At 42.2% G+C, this 22,948-nt stretch carries 21 protein-coding genes and 2 pseudogenes; 3 read left to right on the forward strand and 20 right to left on the reverse strand.

Going from position 1 to position 22,948, the window contains the following annotated elements:
- Window positions 1-30: 30 nt before the first annotated feature.
- The 10 genes from ACH0QE_RS15210 to ACH0QE_RS15255 all read right to left on the reverse strand — a co-directional run bounded on the left by ACH0QE_RS15210 (window position 31) and on the right by ACH0QE_RS15255 (window position 10,302).
- Window positions 31-1,317: a M48 family metallopeptidase gene (locus tag ACH0QE_RS15210; protein WP_415801439.1), complete on the reverse strand. Its 1,287-nt coding sequence runs from the start codon at window positions 1,315-1,317 to the stop codon at window positions 31-33.
- Between the two features lie 279 nt (window positions 1,318-1,596).
- On the reverse strand, window positions 1,597-2,595 hold the full coding sequence (locus tag ACH0QE_RS15215; protein WP_415801440.1) for an aliphatic sulfonate ABC transporter substrate-binding protein: 999 nt from the start codon (window positions 2,593-2,595) through the stop codon (window positions 1,597-1,599).
- Window positions 2,596-2,801: 206 nt separating this feature from the next.
- The gene (locus tag ACH0QE_RS15220) at window positions 2,802-3,557 is read right to left on the reverse strand and encodes an ABC transporter permease (protein WP_415801441.1); all 756 of its coding nucleotides are present in this window, start codon (window positions 3,555-3,557) and stop codon (window positions 2,802-2,804) included.
- Window positions 3,541-4,329 carry an ABC transporter ATP-binding protein gene (locus ACH0QE_RS15225; protein WP_415801442.1) on the reverse strand — a complete coding sequence of 263 codons (789 nt, stop codon included), beginning with the start codon at window positions 4,327-4,329 and terminating at the stop codon, window positions 3,541-3,543. The genes ACH0QE_RS15220 and ACH0QE_RS15225 overlap by 17 nt, the downstream gene beginning before the upstream one ends.
- A 198-nt stretch (window positions 4,330-4,527) precedes the next feature.
- Window positions 4,528-4,833, reverse strand: coding sequence for an AzlD domain-containing protein (locus tag ACH0QE_RS15230; RefSeq protein ID WP_226600017.1), 306 nt, complete (start codon window positions 4,831-4,833; stop codon window positions 4,528-4,530).
- The gene (locus tag ACH0QE_RS15235) at window positions 4,826-5,554 is read right to left on the reverse strand and encodes an AzlC family ABC transporter permease (RefSeq protein ID WP_415801443.1); all 729 of its coding nucleotides are present in this window, start codon (window positions 5,552-5,554) and stop codon (window positions 4,826-4,828) included. The genes ACH0QE_RS15230 and ACH0QE_RS15235 overlap by 8 nt, the downstream gene beginning before the upstream one ends.
- 403 nt (window positions 5,555-5,957) lie before the next feature.
- Window positions 5,958-6,734 carry an enoyl-CoA hydratase-related protein gene (locus ACH0QE_RS15240; protein WP_415801444.1) on the reverse strand — a complete coding sequence of 259 codons (777 nt, stop codon included), beginning with the start codon at window positions 6,732-6,734 and terminating at the stop codon, window positions 5,958-5,960.
- A 102-nt stretch (window positions 6,735-6,836) separates the two neighbouring features.
- Window positions 6,837-8,393, reverse strand: a complete 1,557-nt coding sequence (locus tag ACH0QE_RS15245) for a fatty acid--CoA ligase family protein (protein WP_415801445.1) — start codon at window positions 8,391-8,393, stop codon at window positions 6,837-6,839.
- A 170-nt stretch (window positions 8,394-8,563) separates the two neighbouring features.
- The gene (locus tag ACH0QE_RS15250; RefSeq protein ID WP_415801446.1) at window positions 8,564-9,553 is read right to left on the reverse strand and encodes a lipoate--protein ligase; all 990 of its coding nucleotides are present in this window, start codon (window positions 9,551-9,553) and stop codon (window positions 8,564-8,566) included.
- Window positions 9,554-9,567: 14 nt separating this feature from the next.
- On the reverse strand, window positions 9,568-10,302 hold the full coding sequence (locus tag ACH0QE_RS15255; RefSeq protein WP_415801447.1) for an MBL fold metallo-hydrolase: 735 nt from the start codon (window positions 10,300-10,302) through the stop codon (window positions 9,568-9,570).
- Between the two features lie 171 nt (window positions 10,303-10,473).
- On the opposite strand from ACH0QE_RS15255, the gene yhfH reads away from it, so the two are divergent.
- Window positions 10,474-10,608 (forward strand): protein YhfH, encoded by a 135-nt coding sequence (gene yhfH, locus ACH0QE_RS15260; protein WP_415801448.1) that lies wholly within the window; start codon window positions 10,474-10,476, stop codon window positions 10,606-10,608.
- Window positions 10,609-10,719: 111 nt separating this feature from the next.
- On the opposite strand, the gene ACH0QE_RS15265 is transcribed toward yhfH, so the two are convergent.
- From ACH0QE_RS15265 to hemE, 5 genes are all read right to left on the reverse strand, one after another.
- A complete protein-coding gene (locus ACH0QE_RS15265) occupies window positions 10,720-12,921 on the reverse strand; it encodes a YhgE/Pip family protein (protein WP_415801449.1) in 2,202 nt (733 codons plus the stop codon).
- A gap of 71 nt (window positions 12,922-12,992) precedes the next feature.
- Window positions 12,993-13,565: a TetR/AcrR family transcriptional regulator gene (locus ACH0QE_RS15270; RefSeq protein WP_415801450.1), complete on the reverse strand. Its 573-nt coding sequence runs from the start codon at window positions 13,563-13,565 to the stop codon at window positions 12,993-12,995.
- 221 nt (window positions 13,566-13,786) lie between these two features.
- Entirely contained in the window at window positions 13,787-15,214 is a 1,428-nt protein-coding gene (gene hemY / locus ACH0QE_RS15275; protein WP_415801451.1) for a protoporphyrinogen oxidase, read from the reverse strand.
- Window positions 15,215-15,389: 175 nt separating this feature from the next.
- Complete coding sequence (hemH, locus tag ACH0QE_RS15280; protein WP_415801452.1) at window positions 15,390-16,328, reverse strand: ferrochelatase; 939 nt, start codon at window positions 16,326-16,328, stop codon at window positions 15,390-15,392.
- 91 nt (window positions 16,329-16,419) lie between these two features.
- Window positions 16,420-17,466, reverse strand: a complete 1,047-nt coding sequence (gene hemE, locus ACH0QE_RS15285; RefSeq protein ID WP_415801453.1) for a uroporphyrinogen decarboxylase — start codon at window positions 17,464-17,466, stop codon at window positions 16,420-16,422.
- Window positions 17,467-17,774: 308 nt separating this feature from the next.
- Here hemE and ACH0QE_RS15290 point away from each other — a divergent pair, with 308 nt between their 5' ends.
- Window positions 17,775-18,281 carry an antibiotic biosynthesis monooxygenase family protein gene (locus ACH0QE_RS15290; protein WP_415801454.1) on the forward strand — a complete coding sequence of 169 codons (507 nt, stop codon included), beginning with the start codon at window positions 17,775-17,777 and terminating at the stop codon, window positions 18,279-18,281.
- Between the two features lie 34 nt (window positions 18,282-18,315).
- On the opposite strand, the gene ACH0QE_RS15295 is transcribed toward ACH0QE_RS15290, so the two are convergent.
- Genes ACH0QE_RS15295 through liaF form a run of 3 tightly spaced genes read right to left on the reverse strand, consistent with a single transcriptional unit; the run spans window position 18,316 to window position 20,773 of the window.
- Entirely contained in the window at window positions 18,316-18,957 is a 642-nt protein-coding gene (locus ACH0QE_RS15295; RefSeq protein ID WP_415801455.1) for a response regulator, read from the reverse strand.
- The gene (locus tag ACH0QE_RS15300; protein ID WP_415801456.1) at window positions 18,957-19,991 is read right to left on the reverse strand and encodes a sensor histidine kinase; all 1,035 of its coding nucleotides are present in this window, start codon (window positions 19,989-19,991) and stop codon (window positions 18,957-18,959) included. The genes ACH0QE_RS15295 and ACH0QE_RS15300 overlap by 1 nt, the downstream gene beginning before the upstream one ends.
- Before the next feature lie 14 nt (window positions 19,992-20,005).
- Window positions 20,006-20,773: a cell wall-active antibiotics response protein LiaF gene (liaF, locus tag ACH0QE_RS15305; RefSeq protein ID WP_415801457.1), complete on the reverse strand. Its 768-nt coding sequence runs from the start codon at window positions 20,771-20,773 to the stop codon at window positions 20,006-20,008.
- Between the two features lie 301 nt (window positions 20,774-21,074).
- Here liaF and ACH0QE_RS15310 point away from each other — a divergent pair.
- A pseudogene (locus tag ACH0QE_RS15310) lies at window positions 21,075-21,431 on the forward strand (hypothetical protein); the annotation flags it as partial.
- A 115-nt stretch (window positions 21,432-21,546) separates the two neighbouring features.
- Here ACH0QE_RS15310 and ACH0QE_RS15315 read toward each other — a convergent pair.
- Window positions 21,547-22,257 carry a YqaE/Pmp3 family membrane protein gene (locus ACH0QE_RS15315; RefSeq protein WP_415801458.1) on the reverse strand — a complete coding sequence of 237 codons (711 nt, stop codon included), beginning with the start codon at window positions 22,255-22,257 and terminating at the stop codon, window positions 21,547-21,549.
- Window positions 22,258-22,317: 60 nt separating this feature from the next.
- A pseudogene (locus tag ACH0QE_RS15320) lies at window positions 22,318-22,948 on the reverse strand (excinuclease ABC subunit C); the annotation flags it as partial.

Here is a 22,948-nt window from a genome sequence, read left to right on the forward strand (position 1 = left end):
GAAAGCCCTCATTGTCGAGGGCTTTCTTGCTTAATATTCATCTTCCTGTTCATTCCTCTTCTCAACTTCATAATCTTCGAGTCGTGAAATTCGTTCCAGCATCGTCGGATGTCCATAACGGAAAATTTTCACCAGCCATGGTGGATTTACCTGGCTGAGCCCGGCCTTGGTCAATTCCTGGAAGGCAGAAATTGCCGCATCGGTATTTTCAGTCATTTCAATAGCATATCGGTCAGCTCTTGTTTCCTGGTAGCGTGACACGAGATTGGAAACCGGGCTTGCTGCAAACATGATCATTGAAAGGAACATCAGGAATAACGGAAGCGACCGTAAATCACCAGGGTGCTGCAGCTTGAATTCCTTGCCCCAGCGCTTGATCGCCCAGTTCATCAATCTTGAGACAAAGTAAAGACCGAACAAGGAAAGGAACAGATAGCCGGCAATCCCGATATATAAATGCTTCTCCACATAATGAGCCATTTCATGGGCCATGATGAACAGGATTTGGTCATCATTCAACCTGTTTAGGGTCGTATCCCAGAGGACAATCCTCGAATTGGAGCCAATACCCGTAACATAAGCATTAAGAGCGTTTGTCTTTTCAGCCATATCCACTTCAAATACATGCTCAGCTGGAATATTGGCCTCCCCCGCAATATCAAGGATTTTTGACTCCAGCTCTTTATTTTTCAACGGGGAAAAATCATTGTAAAGCGGGTCGATCACAACAGGCTGCAGGAACATGATAAACAAAGTGAACGGTACAGATAGCATCCACGCAAAAAGCCACCAGAACCTTTTGAACTTGTTCATCAGCCAGTAAAGGACAACGACAATGACGAACATCATTGCATAATTGATCCAGAAATCAATCAACTCATCCTTCATCCACGAGGCGAATGACTGCGTCGAAATATTATAGGTCTTCGACAGCGTATAGCTGATGTAACTTAGAGGGAAAGTCGCAATGTAAGCAAAAAATGAAAGCCAAATCAAATAAATCGCTGTTTGGCCATACTTATTCTTCGCTGTCTCTTCTCCCCACTTCTTAAAAGCTTTTGAAAGTCCCAGGAGCAAAATCAAAAAGTAAAACAGCCATTCAAAAGGTGTCGACAGGAAAAACAATAAATTCCTAACTTTTGAATATTCCTCGCTCAGCATTAATTCCCTTCCGTTCAAAAACGTTGCCGGGTCCGCCCTCGAACCTTCGAACTCAAATGGAAGACTACTATCTGCAAAGTAAAATAAATACCAGTAAACCGCGAAACCATAGAGCACATAGGCGATCACACCATAAAAACCCATCTTTCTCGCCATAGCTTCTCCCCCTTTTACGTACAACCATGTCTATAACTATTTTAATCCTTTGTCCTAAAAATAGAACAAGTTATTGCAGGCAGAGAAGATGTTCCCCAAACATGTTACCGAAATCTTCAACTCCTCCTCTTTTCGGGCACATGTTCCTCTTTTTACGACGGAAATCTCGGTTAGCTGCGGTTTAGTTATCGTAATTTATGAATTCCACTTTTCTCAGTTATTCAGCAATTTGCTTTTAACAGCAAAAGAGTACCAGGAAAACTCCTGGTACTCTCCGTTTTAATTTAGGAAGCTTCGGTCAATCAAAGTTTTGAAGTCTGGCTTATCTTTCAAGAACTTCAATGCATAAGATGAATCTGAAAAGTCCTGGATTGCCTGTGCATCGACTTCATGTGTAAAGCCAATTCGTTCCCATGCCAGCTCGACTACATCTTTTTCAAGCTCCTGACCTGTTGTTTCTTTAATGTCTTTAATCGTAATTTCCTGTGCTTCAGCTGGATTTTCATTGATGAATTTCACAGCATCTTTATGAGCATCAATAATTTTTTGGACTGTTTCCGGATTTTCCTCAATCATTTTTCCGGAAGTCACCATTACGGATGCAGGAAGCGTTTCTCCAAAGGACACTTCATCCCAGCCAATGACGACTTCTGCGCCAGTTTCTTTTTCAATTACCGCAGCCCACGGTTCTGGTGCAACTGCTATATCCACTTTACCTGACTTCAGCATTGCCGCATATTGTGCCGGCTGGCCAGTAAGGTGTTTCATTGTTCCGCCGATGCGCTGTGATGTGATTCCCTGTTCTTCGAGGTATGTTTCATATTGGACGTCATGAGTGCAGCCAACACCTGGTGTAATGAAAGTCTTGCCTGCGAAGTCTTCAGCTGAATTAATCTCAACACCTTTTCTTGCTAAAACTACTGTACCACCAGTGGATGCACCTGCAATGATTTTCACGTCAGCACCTGTTGAGTAATTGTTCATCGCCGGGCCTGGTCCAACAAGACCTGCATCGATTTCACCTGTTTTCAGTGCAGTCATGAAAGAGCCGCCTTCAGCAAATGTCTTATACTCGATTGTTGTTCCATCGCCAAGCTGCTGCTCAAAGAAGCCCTTATTTTTTGCCACCATTGCAGGCACGTGGTTGATGTTCGGGAAGTAGCCGATGACGATTTTTTCCTTGCCTGCTGAGGTTGACGTGGAATTACTTGAACCGCAACCGGCGAGTACCATCGCAGCTGTAAACAACATTGTTAAAATTAAAATGGCTTTTTTCATTAGTTTTTCCTCCTTATTTTATGAAGTCTGTTTTCGTAAGATTGTTGTTAAAATCCTAAAGCCGATTTTAACGTGATAGTAACCATTTTGTATGTCGGTACCAAGTTTGCAAGCTCTTTTCTCATAATCGTTAATTTTGTGAAGAAAATTAGGTAATTCAGTCTTATTGTGTAGTCAATAGCAACAAAAGTTTAAGAAAAGAGCCTTTATGAATCAAGTCCCCAGCGATTGAGCACCGATTTTTCGATGCGCTGGAAGATAAGCTGATCTACGATTGTTCCAATGACACCAATAATGATCATGACCCCAATCACGAGCCCCATGTTGCCGAAATCCGAGGCGTAACGAAGCGTATATCCAAGGCCAGGCCCCGTGCTTAAAAGTTCCCCTGCCATCAGAGCCCTCCAGGCAAATGCCCAAGCCAGTCTTGAGCCGGTTACCACGTAAGGGATCGCTGCCGGAAAAATAACTCTCTTATATAAGTTCCAGCCAGTCACTCCCATCGTTTTCGCGGCCTTTATGAATAAAGGTGAAACATTTTTAATGCCCACTCTGATATTAAGTGTCATTACAAATGTCCCTCCGAGAACAACCACGAAGATAACAGCCTTCTCATTCATACCGAACCACATGATCGCAAGCGGGAGCCAAACAATGCTCGGTACACTTTGAAACGCGAGGACGACAGTTCCAAGTGTTTCATCTGCCGTTTTTGACTTAGCGAGCAGGACTCCAAGCCCCGTTCCAATTACCAGGGAAAGACCGAGACCAATCGCGAGCCGTTTGAAGCTGGCAATCAGGTCGTAAATCAACGTTTTATCCTCGAAGCCTGTTATCAGTGCCTCCAGGACTTTTTCAGGTGAGGGAAGGATGATTGGCATCCACCATTCCAGCTTGCTTCCTGTGTACCAGAATGCAATCACTGCTGCGAAAAATATGATTCTCTTAATGTGTGGGTTCATCTGCAAGCTCCTCCCTGATGACTTTGTCGATCTCCTTCTTCAGATAACTCATAATATATTCTTCCATTTCCACCATCTCTTTTTTATGTTCATGGCGCGGTCTTGGAATATCCACTTTAATATCCTTAAGGATGACCCCTGGCTTCGTTCCCATCACAATGATCCGGTCTGATAGTTTAATGGATTCAGAGATGCTGTGAGTGACGAATAAGATCGTTTTCTGAGTTTCGGCCCAGATCGTCTCCAGCTGCTCATGTAGTCGCGAACGCGTTTGTTCGTCCAGTGCACCGAATGGTTCATCCATCAAGAGGATTTCCGGATTCATCGCAAGCGCCCTCGCAATCGCCACCCGCTGCTGCATTCCTCCTGATAGCTCGTGAGGATAGTGGGAAAGGTATTTGCTAAGCTGAACCTTTTGCAATTGTTTCATCGCTTCCGCTTCAGCCTGTTTCTTCGGCATTTCCTGTTTAAGCGGAAACAGAACATTCTCGAGGACGTTCAGCCACGGAAACAACGCTGCCTGCTGGAAAACCATCCCCCTGTCCTTTCCCGGTTTATCTATCTTTTTGCCAGAAACAATAACTTCACCGCTACTTGCCGGAGTCAGTCCTGCCACAATCGAGAGAAGTGTCGATTTACCGCAGCCAGATGGACCGAGAATTGATACAAATTCACCTTTATTCACTTCGAGATTAATATCTTTTAGAATATCAACCTGGTGATTATTTTTGTCCGCGTATTGTTTGTGTACATTGCTGATTTCAATAAACAATTTAACCACCCTATTCTCATAAAGCTTATTAGTTTAGTCGGAATTAATAAAGTTAATTATAATCTATTCATTCATCTTGTCAACATTTCATTCTTTTATAAAATCTGGCAGCCCGTTTTTCCTCAACTGAATTTCGCGAGGTCTAATTTTCTGGCCCAACCACTCTTGCCAAAAAAATAGACCCGCATGGACGCAGGTCTAGAAAAAATAGGAATATAAAGTCAAAACGGAGATGGAGCCAATTACGACAACAATGACGTTAGCTCCCATAAAAGCAACGATGAATGCTGCGGCAGCCCCAATGAGCCCATACCATATATCCTCCTGGATAAACAGGATTGCCGGGAAGATCAGCGCGCCGAGAGTGGCATAAGGAACATTTTTCAGGACACCTTGCAGGAATGGCGGCAGTTCTTTTCCCCGGAACATCACAAATGGCAGCATCCTCGGTATATAGGTTACAACGGCCATACCAATGATCATGATGACGATTTCTTTACTCATCTGCTTCTGTCCCCCTGCCCTTCTTGAATATTTCTACTGCCTCTACGAGAATCGCTGAAAGCAGTGTTGCCAGCACGATTGCCCAGCCCGTGGACATGAGTTCAGCCATTGTGAAAATGGAGTTGAACGCTGCTGCAAGTACGGCAAGGAACACAACCTTCACATTGCTTTTCATTGATGGAACCAACAAGCCAACAAACATGGCATACAAAGCGACTGACATACTTTCCTGAAGGGTCTGCGGTAATCCTGCCCCAATGATGAAGCCTAACCCCGAGAAAACAACCCAACTTGAGTAAGCAGTAAGGTTCAAGCCGAACATATAACGGGCATTGATTGTACCCTCGCGTGTCGCTGCGACTGAAAATGTCTCATCCGTAATCCCGAAAGAATAGCCCATTCTCGCTCCAACGGTATCCTCTTCTGCTTTTTCATTCAAAGACGCAGACATGAGAAAATGGCGGATATTCACGATAAATGTGGTAAGAACGACCTCGAAAATCCCGATACCCTGGGCGAGGAGGCTTAATGAAATATATTGTGCGGCTCCTGCAAACACCAGCAAGCTCATCATGACCGTCTCGCTAAGTGCAAGTCCCGTTGTCTTAGCGATCAAGCCAAAGGTAAGCGCAACCGGCATATAGCCTATCGCAATACTGATGCCCGATTGAATCCCTCTTTTAAAATCTGTTGCCTGCTTAACAACCAATGTACTTTCCATTGACTTCCCGCCTTTCTATCACTATGTAAAAATCAAAGTCCTTTAATCAATTAAAATATATTATACATACTTCCAGCACCTTGGAAAAGTATTTCTTTTAGCGAAATAATTTGATGTGTGAAATATTTGGTGATTGGCTGCTAATAATGGAGTTGGTCGATATATTCGGAAATGTGGTCGAATTATTCGAAAATGTGGTCGAATTATTTACAAATGTGGTCGAATTATTTGGAAAAGTGGTTGAATTATTCCTAAATGTGGTCGAATTATTGATAAAACCGTAACTTCCACAGTCAATAGTGAAAGATAATAATAGATATTTGCTTTATTCCGGTCTCTCACCATCACTCTTTGCGAAAATGAGAACACAATCAACAAAAAACACGGCCGCGGCCGTGTTTTTTTACTTCCCTTTAAACTTCGGTTTCCGTTTTTCACTGAAGGCAGCCAGTGCTTCGAGGCGGTCATCTGTGGGGATTGTTACTTCGTAGGCTTTACGCTCAATTTGCAGTCCTGTCTGCAAGTCTGCGTTCATGCCCTGCTTTACGGCGTACTTTGCCTGCTGAAGGGCGACTGGACCATTCGCCAGCATCATTTCTGCAAATTTCATGCATTCTTCCAGTAAGCTTTCTTTTTTGACGACAGCTGTGACAAGGCCATATTCAAGCGCTTCCTCCGCTTTCAGCCGGCGCGCTGTCAAAATCAGCTCAAGTGCTTTTGCTTGCCCGATCAATCTTGGCAACCGCTGTGTGCCACCTGCTCCAGGAATAATCGCCAGGCTTGTTTCCGTCAATCCCATCTGTGTTCCTGCAGCGGCAACACGGAAATCGCAGGCAAGGGCAAGCTCCATTCCGCCTCCGAAGGCAAATCCATTGATGGCGGCGATCGTCGGCTGTGGAAGCTGGTCAACCATCGTGAAGACCTCGCCGATTTTATAAATGTTCCGCTTTACGTCCTCATCAGACAAAGTACGGCGCTCTTTTAAATCAGCTCCGACACTGAATGCCTTTTCACCAGCTCCAGTAAAAATAACGACCCTGGCATCACGGTTTGATCTGATTTTTTCAATGATTTGTTGTAATTCTCCGAGCGTTTCATAATTAAAAGCATTTAATGCGTCCGGACGATTCAGCGTGATAATAGCTGTATGTCCCTCTAATTGAAAATCGATGTTTCCCAAACTGATCATCTCCTTCTCCATTGACATTCTACTTAAAAAGACAAAATTCCTTCTCGATGTGAAAAAGAGGCAAGCACGGGCGCCTGCCTCTCTTCATTAAGATTATTGTCCTTGTAATACCTGGTTTTTCAGCGCTCTTCTTAAAATCTTTCCGGTTGTGTTTTTCGGAAGTTCTTCAAGGAACTCGATCGCGCTTGGCACCTTGTATTTCGCCAGGTGTTCACGGCAATATTCGAGCAGCTGCTGTTCGGTCAGTTCAGGATTTTTGCTGACAACATAGCATCTTACTGCTTCACCGAGATTTGGATCTGGAACCCCAAGAACTGCTACCTCGACAATATCAGAATGGTTATATAAAACTTCCTCTACTTCACGTGGATATACATTATATCCTCCCACAATAATCATATCTTTCTTGCGGTCAACAATGTAAAAATATCCTTCTTCGTCCATGCGTGCAAGATCTCCTGTATACAACCAGCCATCCTTGATTGTGGCAGCTGTTTCTTCTGGCATCTTATAATAGCCTGCCATAACATTCGGGCCGCGCACGATCAACTCGCCAACTTCTCCAGGAGCTACTTCATCTCCCATTTCATTTACAATCTTGTTCTCAACATTCATGATTGAAGGTCCAATTGAACCAGCCTTTCGTGGACGGTCAAGCGGATTGAAGCATGTGACTGGTGAAGCCTCCGACAAACCATATCCTTCTGAAACCATGACATTGAATTTACGCTCGAAATTTTGAAGAAGCGCAACTGGAAGTGAAGCACCGCCAGAAATGCAGAGTCGAAGCGATTTAAGGTCATCCGGATTTCCTTCTGGATACTGGAAAAGGAAATTGTACATTGTCGGCACGCCTGCAAAAACAGTTGCCTCATATTTTCTGGCAATCCGGAACACTTCCGCCGGGCTGAATTTAGGAACAATCAACAGTGTTCCGCCATTCATCAGTGGCGCATTAAGTGCCACTGTCAAACAGAAGACATGGAACATCGGCAAGGCAGTGATCACCTTGTCATCTTCGTTCATCTTAAGGTAATCGCTTACATCTTTTGCATTGCTATAAAGATTTTTGTGTGTAAGCATGGCCCCTTTTGGTTTTCCTGTTGTTCCTGACGTATAAAGAATGATCGCGACATCATCATCGTTCAGTTCTGGACCCTTGAAATCAAGGTCTCCGGAACCAACTAAGTGTGTAAACGGTTTCAATTTTGAACCTAAAGAAAGCTTGGACATTTCCTCGTCAGACATCTGGCTCTGGCCTGTCTCTGCAATAACGAAGTTTTCGACCTTTGGCAGATGCTGATGCATTTTTTCTGCGAGTGGCAGCATTAAGTCCAGCCCGACAACTACTTTAACATCACCGTTGTTCAAGATATAGCCGATTTCATCTGCTGTGTAAATTGGATTGATGGGAATGACTGTTGCACCGAGTCTAAGCGCTCCGTACAAACCGATGACAAAATGTGGAGAGTTTCCTAGCAACAATGCGATATGATCGCCTTTTTTTACCCCTAGTTTTTCAAGTCCAGAAGCAAACTTCGTTACAGTAGCATCAAGCTCTGCATATGTGCTTGCTTTGTCCATGAAAAAATATGCCGGCTTATCGCCCAGCATTGAGGCAGTGTGATGAAGCTGTGATGAAAGATTCATTAACTCCCTTCCCCCTTTGCGGTGACAAGAGTCACCAAACTTTGTAAAAAGTTTTCTAAATATATTATATTGAAAGAAAATTATGGATTCAAGGAAAATATGTCGAAATTCTAACAATTTTACTTTTAGTAAAATAAAAACGCGGTGTCATCAACACCGCGTTCGTCAAGTTAATATATTAAGTTAATGAAATCTTCTTTAGAAATATTTCCGAAATAATGTTTGATGTCTACATCTTCTAATACACTGGCAATCTGGGACTTCTCATATTTTATGCCAGTCAGCTTGTTCTCTATTTCTGTGACATCGCCTACTCCGAAGAAGTCTCCATAGATTTTACAGTTTTCGATGATTCCCTTGTTGACTTCAAAACGGACATCGATTTGCCCCACCGGGAACCGATGTGAATGCTGCAGGTTAAACTTAGGTGACTTTCCGTAATTCCAATCCCAATTCTGGTACCTTTCCTTTGAAAGCTCATGGATTTTCTCCCAGTCCTGCTCTGTTAAGACATACTCAGGAATATCATCCAGTCCCTCAAAGATGTTTTTTAACAGAAGCGAACGGAATTGCTCAATTGTCACATTATCTGAGAGGAACTCCGAGATATTCGCAACTCGGCTGCGGATTGATTTAATTCCTTTAGATTCTATCTTATCTTTTTTTACATTAAGCGCTGAAACTACGCTTTCGATTTCTGAATCAAACAGGAGGGTTCCATGGCTGAACATCCGCCCTCTTGTGGAAAATTGAGCGTTTCCGGATATCTTTCTTCCTTCAGCCAGCAGGTCATTCCTGCCGCTCAATTCCGCGTTGACCCCCAGTTTCCTTAAGGCGTTCACCACTGGTTCTGTAAACTTCCTGAAATTGTGGAAGCTTTCTCCGTCGTCCTTTGTGATAAAGCTGAAATTCAAGTTTCCAAGGTCATGATACACAGCACCGCCTCCTGATAATCGGCGGACAACATGGATGCCATTCTTCTCGACGTATTCCGTATTGATTTCTTCAACTGTGTTCTGGTTTTTTCCAATGATGATGGATGGTTCGTTTATATAAAAAAGTAAGTAGGTTTCATTGATGTCCAGGTTCTTCAAGGCATATTCTTCGATTGCCAGATTAATCCGAGGGTCCGTTATTCCTTTGTTGTCGATAAATAACATGATTGATTCTCCTTTTATAAGGTTATTTCCAGGCCTTCCCTCGCAAGGGTAATCGGGCCATTGTATACTGTCGAAGCCTCTGAAACAAGCTGATCAATTTCACCGTAATGTGGCAAATGGGTCAAGACTAACTTTTTCACATCAGCACCCTCAGCCAGCTTCCCGTTATCAAAGCTGTTCATATGCCCTGCACCTTTGCCATCCTGGTTACCATAAAAGTTGCATTCTGAGAGCAACAGGTCAGCCCCTGTAGCAAATGGAATGAACTCTTCCTTGAAGGAAGTATCGGCTGTATATACCAGAGACTTGCTGCCTGCTTCGATCCGCATCGCATAGCATGGAACCGGATGGACAGCAGGAATGAAAGAGATCGTGAAAGGTCCTACGGTAAGCTTTTTTGCCGGATCATAGGCAATCCCTTTGGTAATGTTTTTATATGTAAGCTTCGCAAACTCCTGCTTGTCCTGTGTATGTCCGTAAATCGGAAGCTGGGGAGACTTCTTGCCCAGAAATCCCTGAATTAGCCTGGCATGCTGCAGTACACCGATATCGGCGACATGATCGGGATGATAATGTGACAGTATCATGGCATCCAGCTCTTCTGGCTGCACGAAATTTTGGAGTTTCGCCAGTACTCCGCTGCCAAAGTCTATCATTAGCTTAAACCCTTCATGTTCAAGTAAATATCCAGTGCTGGCCTCATTGACCTTCGGATAGCCGCCCCAGAATCCTACTATTGTCAGCTTCAATGATTACCCTCCTATTATCACACTTTTTCTTTCACTATACTTCATTTTGCCCATTTTTTCACTTCAACGGCTTTTTCAGAAAATTATGATTGACGTTGTTCACCCTGTTATAATACAATAAAGAAAATAATGAAACTGTATCAAAACACAAACTTAATTGGAGGGAACAGCATGATTGAAAATGTCGTAGAATTCTTTCGTAATTTACCCGCAAAGCAATGCACAGAGTGTGGAGAGAAAATTAATGAACAGCATGAATGCTATGGAAATAAATGCGATGGATGCATGGATCCTGGAAAATTTTAAAAATTGAATCGTTTTCCTTTCCCGGTTTTCCGGGTGTAATACAATCCCTTTCCTGCAGCTCAAACTGCACATAAAAGCCAGCTCGTTCATTGAACGGCTGGCTCTTTTTCATTATTCTTGTACTAAAACTGCAAATCTTCTCTTAAACATCCAATGGAAATAAACCGCGGTGCCAATTGATAGCAAACCTATATATGCGGCTAATATTCCTGTATTTTGCCACATAAAGCCGAAATCACCACTGGAAATAACAGCTTTGAACCCATGTACTGAATAAGTCATTGGCAAATACGAATTAAACCTCTGCAAGAAACCGGGAATTAACTCTAACGGGAAGGTTCCCGCACTTGTTGTAAGCTGCAATATCAGGATAATGATCGCAACAAATCGTCCTGGATCCCCTAACAGGGTTACAAGAAACTGAACCAATGCAATAAAGGTTAGACTTGTAACAATGGAAAAGATCAAGAACAGCGGAATACTTTCTACATGCAAACCTAATCCACCGAGAACAATGGCATCTGCAACGAGCGCTTGTATAATCCCAATTCCCGATAAAACCCCAAATTTGCTTAGGAACCAGTTAACCCCGTTTCTTGGTATCCCTGCTGGTTCCCTTAAAGGAAATACAATTGATAGCAGAAGTGCTCCTACGAACAACCCTAAAGATAAAAAGTAAGGTGCAAAACCTGTTCCATAGTTTGGAACCTTATTTATTCTTTCACTGTCTAGTTTTACTGGCGCTGCGAACATGGTGTAGGTCTGTTCGTTAGGACTAATTTGTGCTTCATCCGCACCATCCTTTAGCTTTTCAGCAAGTTCAGATGTTCCATCTGCGACCTTTTTATTTCCTTCTGACAGCTTTTCAGCTCCTGAGGCTAATTGGCCAGTTCCATCAGACATAGCTGAGGACCCCGAGGTAAGTTGGTTCATGCCTCCAACAAGCTTTGAACTTCCTTTAGAGAGTTCAACAGAACCCTCAGCCGCTTCACTCAGTTTGTTACCGAAAAGCTCCATGCCAGAGTGGAATTGTTCCTGACCAGATGCCAATTTCCCAGCGCCTGCTTCAAGTTGAGTACTGCCAGCTGTAAGATCCCTGATTCCCTGCAGAAGTTTGCTCTGTCCTGTGTTTAATTCACCTAGACTACCTGAGATAGTCTTGGCGCCTGCAGCTAAAGCACCCGCCGAGTCGGAAAGAGCAACTGTTCCTTTCTCAAGGCTAACACTGCCAGCTTCCAATTTCTCGAGCGCTGTGGCGACTTCTTTCTGTTTATCAGGATATTCGGCTAATAGTGGAGCCATAGCTTCCATTTGTTTTTGGAGTTCTTGAATACCGGCATGAAGATCAGCTGCTCCACTAGCAGTTTGTTCCGCTCCGGCTTTCCAGTTTGATAGATTCTGGGCAAGCTGTTCGGATCCCTGTTCAATCTTTGTTATTCCCTGAACCATAACAGGAATTTTTTTGTTCGCTTCTACTAAACCTGCTTTTACTTTTGAAGCACCAGCCATCAAGTCCTTCTGGCCAGTAAGAAGCTCACTTGAAGCATCCTCCAGCTTGGTATGTCCATCTTCCAACTGTCCAAGTCCACCGGCTAGAGTTTCTGCTCCATTCGCCAACTCTTCGGCTCCGGAATTCGCCGAATTCATACCTTGATTGAACTCGATTGACTTTCCCGCCAAAACGGATAAATTTTTATATAGTTCCTGGCTTCCATCTTTTAGCTTATCCGCACCATCGTTTATTTCAGCGGCTCCGTCACTTGCTTTATCTAGACCTTCGGCAAGGTTGCCGATTTTATCAAACATTGTCTCTGCATAAGTTTCAGAGAGTTTCTCAGATACAGAGGCCTTAATTCTCTCGGCAGCTGTTTCACCAATTTGAGCGGATAAAAAGTTAAAGCTCTCATTGGGTATATACACAAGCTCCAGCTTTTCGGGATGATCATCCAATAATGTTGTTGCATTTTCAGAGAAATCTTCTGGAATTTTAATCATCATATAATACTCTTGCTGCTCTAGACCCTTTTCCCCTTCATTTTCAGATACGAATTGAAAATCGAAGTCTTTGCTTTCTTTCAATTTTCCAACTAGATCATCGCCTAATTGTAGCTTTTCACCCTCCATCGTTGCTCCTGAGTCTTCATTTGCGACCGCAACGGGGAGATCTGAAAGATGTTCATAAGGATCCCAGAATGCCCATAAGAACATGCCACTGTAAAGGACTGGAACAAAGAGAACAGCAATAATGGGAATCAATAATTTTTTATTACGAAAAATAGCAGTTAATTCTTGAAAAAACAGTTTGTTTTTCATGGTGTCCTCCTTCTTATAAAAAGTGACCATTTTGTTCATTTAGTCACTTTTAACCTAAAATCAAGGATTACCTAGTTAGATAACCCTTTGAAAATATAAAATTCAAACAGCTGTGAAATTTCTTCCTTTGACAGCGGTGAGTGCTTTTTCTCCCAGTCAAATATCAAAGCGATATAGAGTTTCATCATGATGAAGGAAGTTTTTTCAGGATCACATTCCTTTATTTCTCCTCTTTCAACAGCCAGAACAACCTTTTCTTCAATAAATCTCAGGATAGCATGTTCCAGTTTTTCCATTACATCCAGTACAGCAGGTGTCCCAATATCCCTCGCTTCCTGTGAGAGCTTGATAGTCAGCTGATGTTGTTTGCGGAACTCAAGCAGCCTGTATAATGCCCGATGAACATTCTCATAAAATGAATCTGATGGTTTAACAGCATCATCGGCCACTTCCTTCATCTCTTTGATCAATCTTTTAATGATTTCGTCAAAGAGTTCCTCTTTATTTTTGAAAAAAGTATAAATCGTTCCTTTCCCGACATTTGCAAGCTTCGCTACCTGATCGATTGTTGTGGCCTTATAGCCATATAGAGAAAATGAATTAGTTGCTGCATCAATAATTTGCTGCCTACGGTCAATTGCCATCATTCCACCTCTGAAAATGACCAAATGAGAAAAGTGGTCAATTAGTACAAAAAGTAATTTAACATATCCATATTAATTTTGCAAACTCTCTTCAATGAATTTTAGAACAAGGAGATATGATACCGGTTCTTTAAAGGCTGAATACAGGATGATAAGTACAATCGGTATTTCCATACTTGGTTCTATTGTATTAACAAAATAAAAAACCCTTTAAGGGTTTTTTAAGAGTTAAGCTTTAAATAGTTCAGGATCTTTTCCACTGCTGCTTCTCCCTGGTCGATACAATCTGGAAGGCCTACTCCTTCATAGGAGCTGCCGCCGACAAATACGCCCGGAAGCTCATTTGCGAGATTATTCTTAAGGTTCACTACCCTTTCCTTATGCCCTACTGTATACTGCGGCATTGCCTCTTTCCAGCGGGAAACTACGGCAAATTCAGGCTGTGCCTGGATATCCATCGTTTTATTCAAATCCTCTAGAGCGATTTTGATGATTTCATCGTCCGAAAGCTCGACAATTGCCTCGTCACCTGGCCTGCCGACATAAAGGCGGAGCAATACTTTTCCCTCAGGCGTTGTATGTGGCCATTTTTTATGTGTCCAGGTGCAGGCAGTGATTGTATAATCACTATTACGCGATACAACAAACCCGGTTCCATCAATATCTTCTTTAATGACACTTTCCGGGAATGCCATCGCTACGGTAGCTACGGATGTAGAAGGCATGCTGCGGAACGGATCAAAAATATGTTCATGATCGGAGAACATATGCAATGCAGCTTCATGTGGGGCAGATACAAGGATGCTATCTGCATCCAGTGTTTCCCCGCTGCTCAGCCTCATCCGGTAGCCGCTTTCCTCCTTGCTTACTTTATCGACCCGGATTCCTTTTATCACCGAACCCGGTTCCAGTTTCGACTCAATTGCATCGACAAAAGATTGCAAACCTGAAGTCACAGTCAGGAACATTCCCTTTTTCTTGGCCTGACCGGTTTCGGCAGGCTTATTTTTCGACGAAGGAGACGTTTTCTTTATGCCAAGAATCAGGCTCCCGTATTTTTGCTCCACCTGATAGAATTGTGGGAAAGTGGATAATAGGCTCATATTATCAATATCCCCGGCATAAATACCGGAGAGGAGAGGCTCTATCAGATTTTCAACGACTTCATCGCCAAGTCTGCGGCGGAAAAATTCACCTAGTGACTGGTCTCCTTTTACCTTGGAAGGTGGCATAAAGAAGTCTCCTGCAGCCCGGAACTTCCCTGACCACGAAAACAGGCCCGTTGTAACGAATGGCCCAATTTGTGTAGGGATGCCCATCACAGATCCTCCTGGCATAGGGTGGAGCTTATCCTTCACTAACACATACGATTTCCCCGTACTGTTATTGACTAATTTATCTCCTAAGCCTACTTCCCTGGCGAGCCGTCCTGCACTTTCTTTTCTTTCAAGGAATGAATCCGGCCCTCTTTCAATTACAAAGCCATCTTTAACATACGTCTGCATTTTCCCGCCAACACGATGAGAGGCTTCGACCAATTTCACATCAAGCGGAAGCTGATTCTCCCTGGCATGCTTTTGCAAATAGTATGCAGCCGCCAAACCCGTTATGCCGCCACCTACGATTACAACTTTCTTCTTTTCTGTCACGGTAAATCGCCTTCTTTAAGTAGTTTTAGCGAGGCTCTATTCGTACATTTTGTTGCTATCTCAACCTGTATGAATGCTACCTTAATTCAGAAGTCTCCTCGAAAAGAGCAACGATACCCTTATTAATGCGGTTTTTAGAACATGTAAGGAAAAACACAATCCATGCGAAAACAGCCTAATGTGAAGTTGACAGCTTCTTTAAAATCACATCTGCCAATGCATCAATAAATTCAGGCTTTGTATTTGGCATTGCCGGCCTGTAATAGCTGGCCCCGATATCATCCGTCACGTTCTTGCATTCATAATCATTGTCATATAATACTTCCAGATGGTCGGACACAAATCCAGCAGGAACATAAACAAAGGCTTTATAGCCATTTGCCTCGTACAGGTCTCTCGTCAAGTCCTGGACATCTGGCCCTAGCCATGGCTCAGGTGTGTTGCCTGCACTTTGCCAGCCAACCTCGTAATTTTTCACATTTGCCTGGTTTGCGATCATATCAGCTGTTTCTTTTAATTGATCAGGATACGGATCGCCCATTTGGAGAATCTTCTCCGGAAGGCTGTGGGCTGAAACGATCAATACTGAGTTTTCGCGCTCATCAGCGGGCATATCAGCGAATGTCCTTGCCACACGGTCTGACCAGTACTTGATGAATTTCGGTTCATCATACCACTGTTCAACCGATACAATTTCAGGACCGCCCAATTTTGCTGCTTCTTCCTTTGCACGTCCATTATACGATTTCACGCTGAATGTCGAAAAATGCGGTGCGAGTACAATGCTGACGGCCTCTTCAATCCCATCATCGTGCATTTGCTTCACGGCATCCTCGATGAACGGCTCGATATGCTTCAATCCAAGATACATTTTGAATTCAACTTCATCCTGGATGCTGTTCAAATGCTGTTCAAGCTTCTCGCCCTGCTCAACGGTGATCTTCGCAAGTGGAGAAATACCTCCAATTGCTTCGTAACGCTGTTTTAAGTCCTCTAGCATTTCCGGTGACGGAGTGCGTCCGCGTCGGATATGTGTATAATATCGTTCAATATCTTCTTCTTTATAGGGTGTGCCATATGCCATCACAAGCAAACCCATCTTTTTCTTTGTCATGATTGCACCTCTTTTTTCGTGTCTCTAAGCTTCTATTCTGCCAAAAACACGACCATTTTACCAAATGTAATGCTCTGAAGCAGATTGGAGACTATTTGCCTAGTTTAGAGGCAGAGTACTCATGGATAAAAGCAGTCAGCTTTTTCAATGTTTCCGGGTTCACAGATGGGAATACACCATGTCCAAGGTTGAAAATGTAGCCTGGTTGTACCATGCCCTGGTCAAGGATAGCCTTGGCCTTTTCTTCGATTACTTCCCAAGGGGCAAGCAGGATTGCAGGATCAAGATTTCCCATGACGGTTTTCTGGATCCCAAGCTCTCGAGCCTCACTGATTTGCAGACGCCAATCCAATCCAACTACATCAAGCGGAAGTTCGTGCCACTCCATGGCAAGGTGGCTTGCACCAACACCGAACATGATCAATGGAACGTTTTCCTTCTTCAGTTCAGAAAAAATCCTGTTCATTACTGGCTTGATGAAAGTACGGTAATCCTGGACATTCAGCGCACCTACCCATGAATCAAAAATCTGGATAGCTTTTACTCCAGCCTTGATTTGAGATTTCACATATGTAATCACCATATCGCCAAGCTTGTCCATCAGCGCGAACCAGGCTTCTGGCTGGGCATACATGAAAGCCTTAGTCTTGTTGTAATTCTTTGAAGGGCCGCCTTCGATCATATAGCTTGCAAGCGTAAACGGTGCTCCTGAGAAGCCGATCAATGGTACAGACAGCTGTTCCTCTGTAAGAAGCTTGATCGTGTCAAGTACGTATGGAATATCAGATTCAGGGTTAATCGTCCCCAAACTTTCAACATCGGCCAATGATTTTACTGGATTGGAAATGACAGGTCCGATGCCTGATTTAATTTCCACATCCACTCCCATAGCTGGCAGCGGTGTCATGATGTCCTTGTAAAGGATCGCCGCATCTACTCCATATTGCTCAACAGGCAGCCTTGTCACATATGCACAAAGTTCAGGCTGGTGCGTAATTTCGAATAAAGAATATTTTTCCTTGATTTCTCTATATTCAGGCTGGGACCTTCCAGCTTGTCTCATATACCAGACAGGAACGTAATCTGTTTTTTCTCCTCTGGCTGCTTTTAAAAATGTATCGTTAATGATCTTGCTCATTAGGGGAAATCCACCTTTCAATAATGTCTGTATTCCATTGTAATATAAAAAGAATAAAATAAAAAACAACTATTTTCCGAATCGTAACTGTGGTAGTCTGACGTAATTTTAAAACAATAACTAAATAAACTATATACACTATATCGTTTTTATTGGCCCGTTTCATAGAAAACGCTTTAAATTGTTAAAAATTTGACGAATTTTGCTTTTAGGTTCTTTAAAAAAGGGAAAACAGATTAGGCTTGGGTTTGTCAGCATAAAATTAGTATAATAGAAGCAAAGCACTTTTATTAAGATGAGGTGAGAAGATGAATCTTTATATTACATCGGGAACTCCAGACTTTTTATTGACTTTAAAAGAAAAGCACCAGGGAGAAACCATGGTATTGATGAACAATAATGAGTCGTCACTCCTTGTCCATGAGTCTGACAAGAAAACAGTGTTCAGTTCACCAAGAAAGTATGAGGTGATTGATTCCGCTGGTTCACTGGACAATGAAGGATTCGCTGTACTCAACAATATCCCCGTGACAGATGAAGGGCGGCCCCTGTTTGAAGACCGATTTTTGAACAGGCCGAGACTGATTGAGAATGAACCAGGTTTTGTCGCCATCCGCGTTCTTCGTCCCTTGAGTTCCAACACTTATATCATTATGACAATCTGGGAAAATGAAGGGGCATTTGAAAACTGGCAAAAATCGAAGGCTTATGAGAATGCGCACAAAAAACGCGGCACAGAAGCAGGAATAGATGCTGCTCGACCGAATATTTTTGAGAGCGCATCATATGTTTCGAAATTTTATATTGAAAAATAGAAAATGGGAGGGGCATTAGGCACCCTCCCATTTATTATTTCGTTTTAATCAAACCGTTTCTGTTAGCATAAACCGCTGCCTGCGTCCTGTCCGATAAACCGAGTTTACCCAGAATATTTGAAACATGGGTTTTGACCGTTTTCACTCCGATGAATAACTCCTCGCTGATCTGCTGGTTTGTCATTCCTTCACCAATACATTTCAGGACATCAAGCTCCCGTTCTGTCAATTCATCATGTGGCTTTCGCTCCTGCGGCCTCAGCCTTTTCATCATCCTGTTGGCCACTTTTGGTTCAATGACCGTTTCCCCTCTTGACGCTTTTTCAATCGCCTTGATGACTTCCGATGCGGACGCTGTTTTTAGCATATAACTGAATGCTCCTGCCTCGATGGCTGGAAAAACCTGTTCATCGTCATAAAAGCTTGTGATAATGATAATTTTGCATTCTGGATAGAAACTTAGTATCTCCCTGGTTGCATCAATCCCCGATCCATTTTCCATTAACAAGTCCATCAGGACAACATCTGGTTTCGTATCCTTTACAAGTGAAACTGCCTTTTTTCCACCATCCGCCTCACCGACAATCTCGATTGCTGGTTCAGTCTCCAAATAGGAAATGATACCTTTTCTGACCATTTCATGATCATCTACTACTACAACCCTAATTTTCCCCATTACTCTTCCCTCCTCAAAGCCGGTATACGTATTTCAATATATGTTCCTTCGTTGGCTTTTGAACGAATATTATATGTACCGCCAATTTGTTCGCACCGTTCCCTCATCGTTTTTAGTCCGTATGATGCCATCTTTTCTTCGTGAATGTCGAAGCCTTTACCATCGTCACCGATATATAAATGAATATATCGATTCTCTTCTGTAAGCACCAATTTCACCTTGCTCGCATCTGCATGGCGCAGGATATTTGATAGTGCTTCCTGGACAATCCGGAATATATGCTCTTCTGCAGCTTGTGAAAGATGTTCGATTTCATCGACACTGGCTTCGAATGCCAGATTCGTTTTTTGCTTCAGTTCCCTGATTAGTTTAATGATTCCTTCACACAGACTTTCCCCGCTCAATTGGACAGGCCTGAGGTGAAGAAGAAGGGCCCTCATTTCCCCCTGTGCTTTGCCCGCTATCTCAGATATTTGCTCAAGCTGTTTCCGGGCCTTCTCTGGGTCTTGGTCAAACCATCTTAGTGAAGCAGATGACATCATGCTGAGCGCGAATAGCTGCTGGCTGACTACGTCATGCAGATCCCTGGCGAGCCTCTGTCTTTCCTCCATAGTCGCGACGGACTTTGCCGTCTTTGACAACTCCGTTTTTTCTTCTGCAAGCCGCTGTAATGAATAGACCTGGTCCTGGAGGTATTCAGATAACTGATTGAGCTCCTCGGAAATGAGTCCGATTTCATCTTTTTCATCTGTCTGGATTCTCTCCGTGAATTTGCCTCTGCGCAAAGTAGCAATAAACATCAAAATGTCGCCAAGGCGTCCTTTAATTACATAGCTTCCTCGTAAACTGAAGTAAAATCCGGCTGCTGCCATAATGACAAAGCTATACAGCCAAAACCAGAAGGTCATTGCAGTGGAAATGCCACTGTCGGGCACCAGGAATAGAAAGATTTGAAGGCCGATGAAGAGGATGAGAGAAGTTATGAAAGCCATCATTAAGAACGTTTGGATAAACCATAAGCGGATACTTTTCATTCGCTTCATCCCCCCTACACACGATCAATCCTGACAGAACCGATCTTTAATTCGATAGTAATGTTCAATTTTCTTACTGCCTGATCATAATCATCCGACTTATATGCGACTACATGCTTTATTTGCTCCTGGGCATAATCAAAGAGCTTTACTTCACCAACGCCTATGACAGCATCGATCTTTACAGGCACATCCTCAGGAATAAGCATTTTCACTTCACCAACCCAGCCTCTAACCCTTATCGGCGTCTCCCTGTCAGGAATGAAGCCTTTGCTGAAGTCTATAAAATATTCACCGACCATATTGTATAAATCCATTGGTTCGACTGCCCAGTTTTGCTTTTTGAATGTGACCTTGCCAATCGATACCCCTCGTATCTTCTTAAAGGAAGTTTCGGGAGCCTGGATTTTATCGATCTGCTTCGTTGATGGAAAGTCAGTTTGGTAAATAACTTTTATTTTTTTATTCTTAAACAGCATCGCTAATCCAAAATAAATCAGCAATAGAGGCCAAAGCTTCCACACATCAAGAAATTCAAAGGCAATCAGGCCAAAGCGATCCATGATCAGCAACGATGAAAATAGGACGATGAACGATCCCCAGCCAAACTGCCTCTGCAGTAAAACTACCAATCCATACACATTTAATAAAAATGGATAGGTTACGACAAAAAGCTCTTTTATTTCCAAGGAAATGACACCTAAATTGACTAGCAGAAGAATAACTCCTAAGCCTGATAGTATGACAGCCGCAGCTATCTGATTCATCGATCGTGTACGCAAAAGTTCCCCCTTCTTTCTTCCTATCATAATCACTTATTCTTTTCCTGCTGGGAAAATCCCTTTTTTTATAGTTAATCATGCTGGTTTCTAAGGATATAAATTATAGCTTCATATTAAAATATAGCTCGCTATTTTTCGCCCCTCCGGAGAAGCTTTTCCCCTCCGTCTCGAGACCGATAAAAAATTCTCCGATACCGCTCACACCTTTTTGCTGCCATCATATCCTGTAGTACTCAATTAGGAAATTTGCCTATATAACGCAATGGTACACAGAGTGTCATTTAGAAAGGAGGATTATTCCATGGTCATAGAATTAACGGCACTTCATTGGATATATGTTTTATTCATTTTCCTCATTATCGGTTTCATGGTCATGAAAAGAGATACAACTCTTATATCGATTGCCGGTATCTTTTTATTGGCCATCGTCGCTACGGGATCCTTGAGTGGGTCGGTCAGCAGCATATTCAATAGCTTCATATATGCGATTACCGAGCTTTTGCCTACTATTCTTGTTATTTCGATTATCGTGGCGATGAGCAGGACACTTACGGTGACCGGGATCAATGATGCGATGATATCCCCGTTTGCAAAGCTGATCAAAACACCGGCGCTTGCTTATTGGACGATCGGCATTGTCATGATGGTCATATCCTGGATTAAGTGCATTTACAGATACCACCCAGAAAATACTTATGTATCAAGGGTTTGAATAAAGTTGGTAATTATATCCTCAATAAATAAGACTTCCCCAAAAGAGGAAGCCCGACATCTTATTTCCCAATATCTAAGGTAAGTTCAACCCCTAATGTTAATTCGTTTACCCCGACAATATCCTTACCTTTATCATCATCATATTCAACTTCTTTTACCTTTCCCCCAACAAATACAGCATCAATATAATTAATTGAGTTCGAATCCATCAATTGCCCTACTTTGACATTATCCGTTTTAGGAACATAACCTATATGTTGACGGTCATTTCCTAAGTTAATCAGAACCTTTATTGCATTCTTATCAAATTTATTGTCAGGTTCTTTTTCAAAAGATACATAATCTCCAAATTCAACATCTTCAAATTCGGAAACCTCTATTTCATTATTTAATATTTCTTTATTTGTATACCCTGAATAAGCAGGGATACCATTTTCTTCGGCTATTTCTTTTGCAATCTTTCTTAATAACGGTTGGATTTTTTTACCCTTATCATTTGCATAAGACACACCAGCAACATTAAAAGTAAGTATATTGTTCTTTTTCTGTACTCTTGGCGGTTCTGTTTGAGTAATTGGTCTAGCGGTAGTTACCGCTGCCTGATTGATACCGCTTCTTTCAGACTTGTATTTATAGACTATATAAATCGCATGAATTACTCCAGGTATAAAATAAAAGAAGCAAAGAATCAAATTTATAAAGGCTTGTAATGGTTTACGTGTTAACAATACTGCAACTGGTGGAAAAAATATAGCTAATAAATATAACAATGGATAGTCCTCCTGAAAATTGGTTATATTCTTTATTCTTCACACTAGGCAAAAAGTCCTTCAAGTTTTCTTACGGCATGAAGGGCAATAAGGTCTTCTTAATAAATGGTCACTACGTATCTCCCACTTATAACCACACATCGTACATTGGGCAGTAACTTTTTCTCTACTGGAAACATAATAAATCACCTTAACAGCATTATCTGATTTTACTGCCACCTTATCTTTATATGCTTCTGCCCTATTAACCTTATTTTTTTCGATTAGTTCGGCCTTATCAACTACTTTCTTAGGTTTCCTGATGGGGGATTTTTTAGGTTTCTTAAGTTTAAGCAATTTCTTTGTGAGTAATATCTGTTCCACAAATTCATTTTTTTGTAGTCTCTCATTAAACAAACATCTTCTTAAGCAATTAACCGATTCCGAAACATCAATATTATATCTAGTCTCCTCGTCAGTTATTTGCTTAATTTCATCTATTACATTCGCTAATTTAATTAACTCTTTATCTTTCAATGTATAATCATTTATTCCATGCTTGTATTCAGCCTGAACAGAAATAAAAGAATTATCTATTTCATTATTTATAAGACCAGATATCTTAAACCTCTCTTTCCTAAACGCAAAAACATTATAAAAGTCTTTCTCGAAATATTGTATTCCAGACTTAAAATTTGCTGTTGTTTCATTA

The organism is Mesobacillus sp. (assembly GCF_047739415.1).
Classification (GTDB): domain Bacteria; phylum Bacillota; class Bacilli; order Bacillales; family Cytobacillaceae; genus Mesobacillus.

What these genes read in the sequence shown, in the direction of transcription:
- ACH0QE_RS15210 (WP_415801439.1), bottom strand. Translation starts at nt 1,317, where the DNA reads ATGGCGAGAAAGATGGGTTTTTATGGTGTGATCGCCTATGTGCTCTAT.
- ACH0QE_RS15215 (WP_415801440.1), bottom strand. Translation starts at nt 2,595, where the DNA reads ATGAAAAAAGCCATTTTAATTTTAACAATGTTGTTTACAGCTGCGATG.
- ACH0QE_RS15220 (WP_415801441.1), bottom strand. Translation starts at nt 3,557, where the DNA reads ATGAACCCACACATTAAGAGAATCATATTTTTCGCAGCAGTGATTGCA.
- ACH0QE_RS15230 (WP_226600017.1), bottom strand. Translation starts at nt 4,833, where the DNA reads ATGAGTAAAGAAATCGTCATCATGATCATTGGTATGGCCGTTGTAACC.
- ACH0QE_RS15235 (WP_415801443.1), bottom strand. Translation starts at nt 5,554, where the DNA reads ATGGAAAGTACATTGGTTGTTAAGCAGGCAACAGATTTTAAAAGAGGG.
- ACH0QE_RS15245 (WP_415801445.1), bottom strand. Translation starts at nt 8,393, where the DNA reads ATGAATCTTTCATCACAGCTTCATCACACTGCCTCAATGCTGGGCGAT.
- ACH0QE_RS15250 (WP_415801446.1), bottom strand. Translation starts at nt 9,553, where the DNA reads ATGTTATTTATCGACAACAAAGGAATAACGGACCCTCGGATTAATCTG.
- yhfH (WP_415801448.1), top strand. Translation starts at nt 10,474, where the DNA reads ATGATTGAAAATGTCGTAGAATTCTTTCGTAATTTACCCGCAAAGCAA.
- ACH0QE_RS15265 (WP_415801449.1), bottom strand. Translation starts at nt 12,921, where the DNA reads ATGAAAAACAAACTGTTTTTTCAAGAATTAACTGCTATTTTTCGTAAT.
- ACH0QE_RS15270 (WP_415801450.1), bottom strand. Translation starts at nt 13,565, where the DNA reads ATGGCAATTGACCGTAGGCAGCAAATTATTGATGCAGCAACTAATTCA.
- hemH (WP_415801452.1), bottom strand. Translation starts at nt 16,328, where the DNA reads ATGACAAAGAAAAAGATGGGTTTGCTTGTGATGGCATATGGCACACCC.
- hemE (WP_415801453.1), bottom strand. Translation starts at nt 17,466, where the DNA reads ATGAGCAAGATCATTAACGATACATTTTTAAAAGCAGCCAGAGGAGAA.
- ACH0QE_RS15290 (WP_415801454.1), top strand. Translation starts at nt 17,775, where the DNA reads ATGAATCTTTATATTACATCGGGAACTCCAGACTTTTTATTGACTTTA.
- ACH0QE_RS15295 (WP_415801455.1), bottom strand. Translation starts at nt 18,957, where the DNA reads ATGGGGAAAATTAGGGTTGTAGTAGTAGATGATCATGAAATGGTCAGA.
- ACH0QE_RS15300 (WP_415801456.1), bottom strand. Translation starts at nt 19,991, where the DNA reads ATGAAAAGTATCCGCTTATGGTTTATCCAAACGTTCTTAATGATGGCT.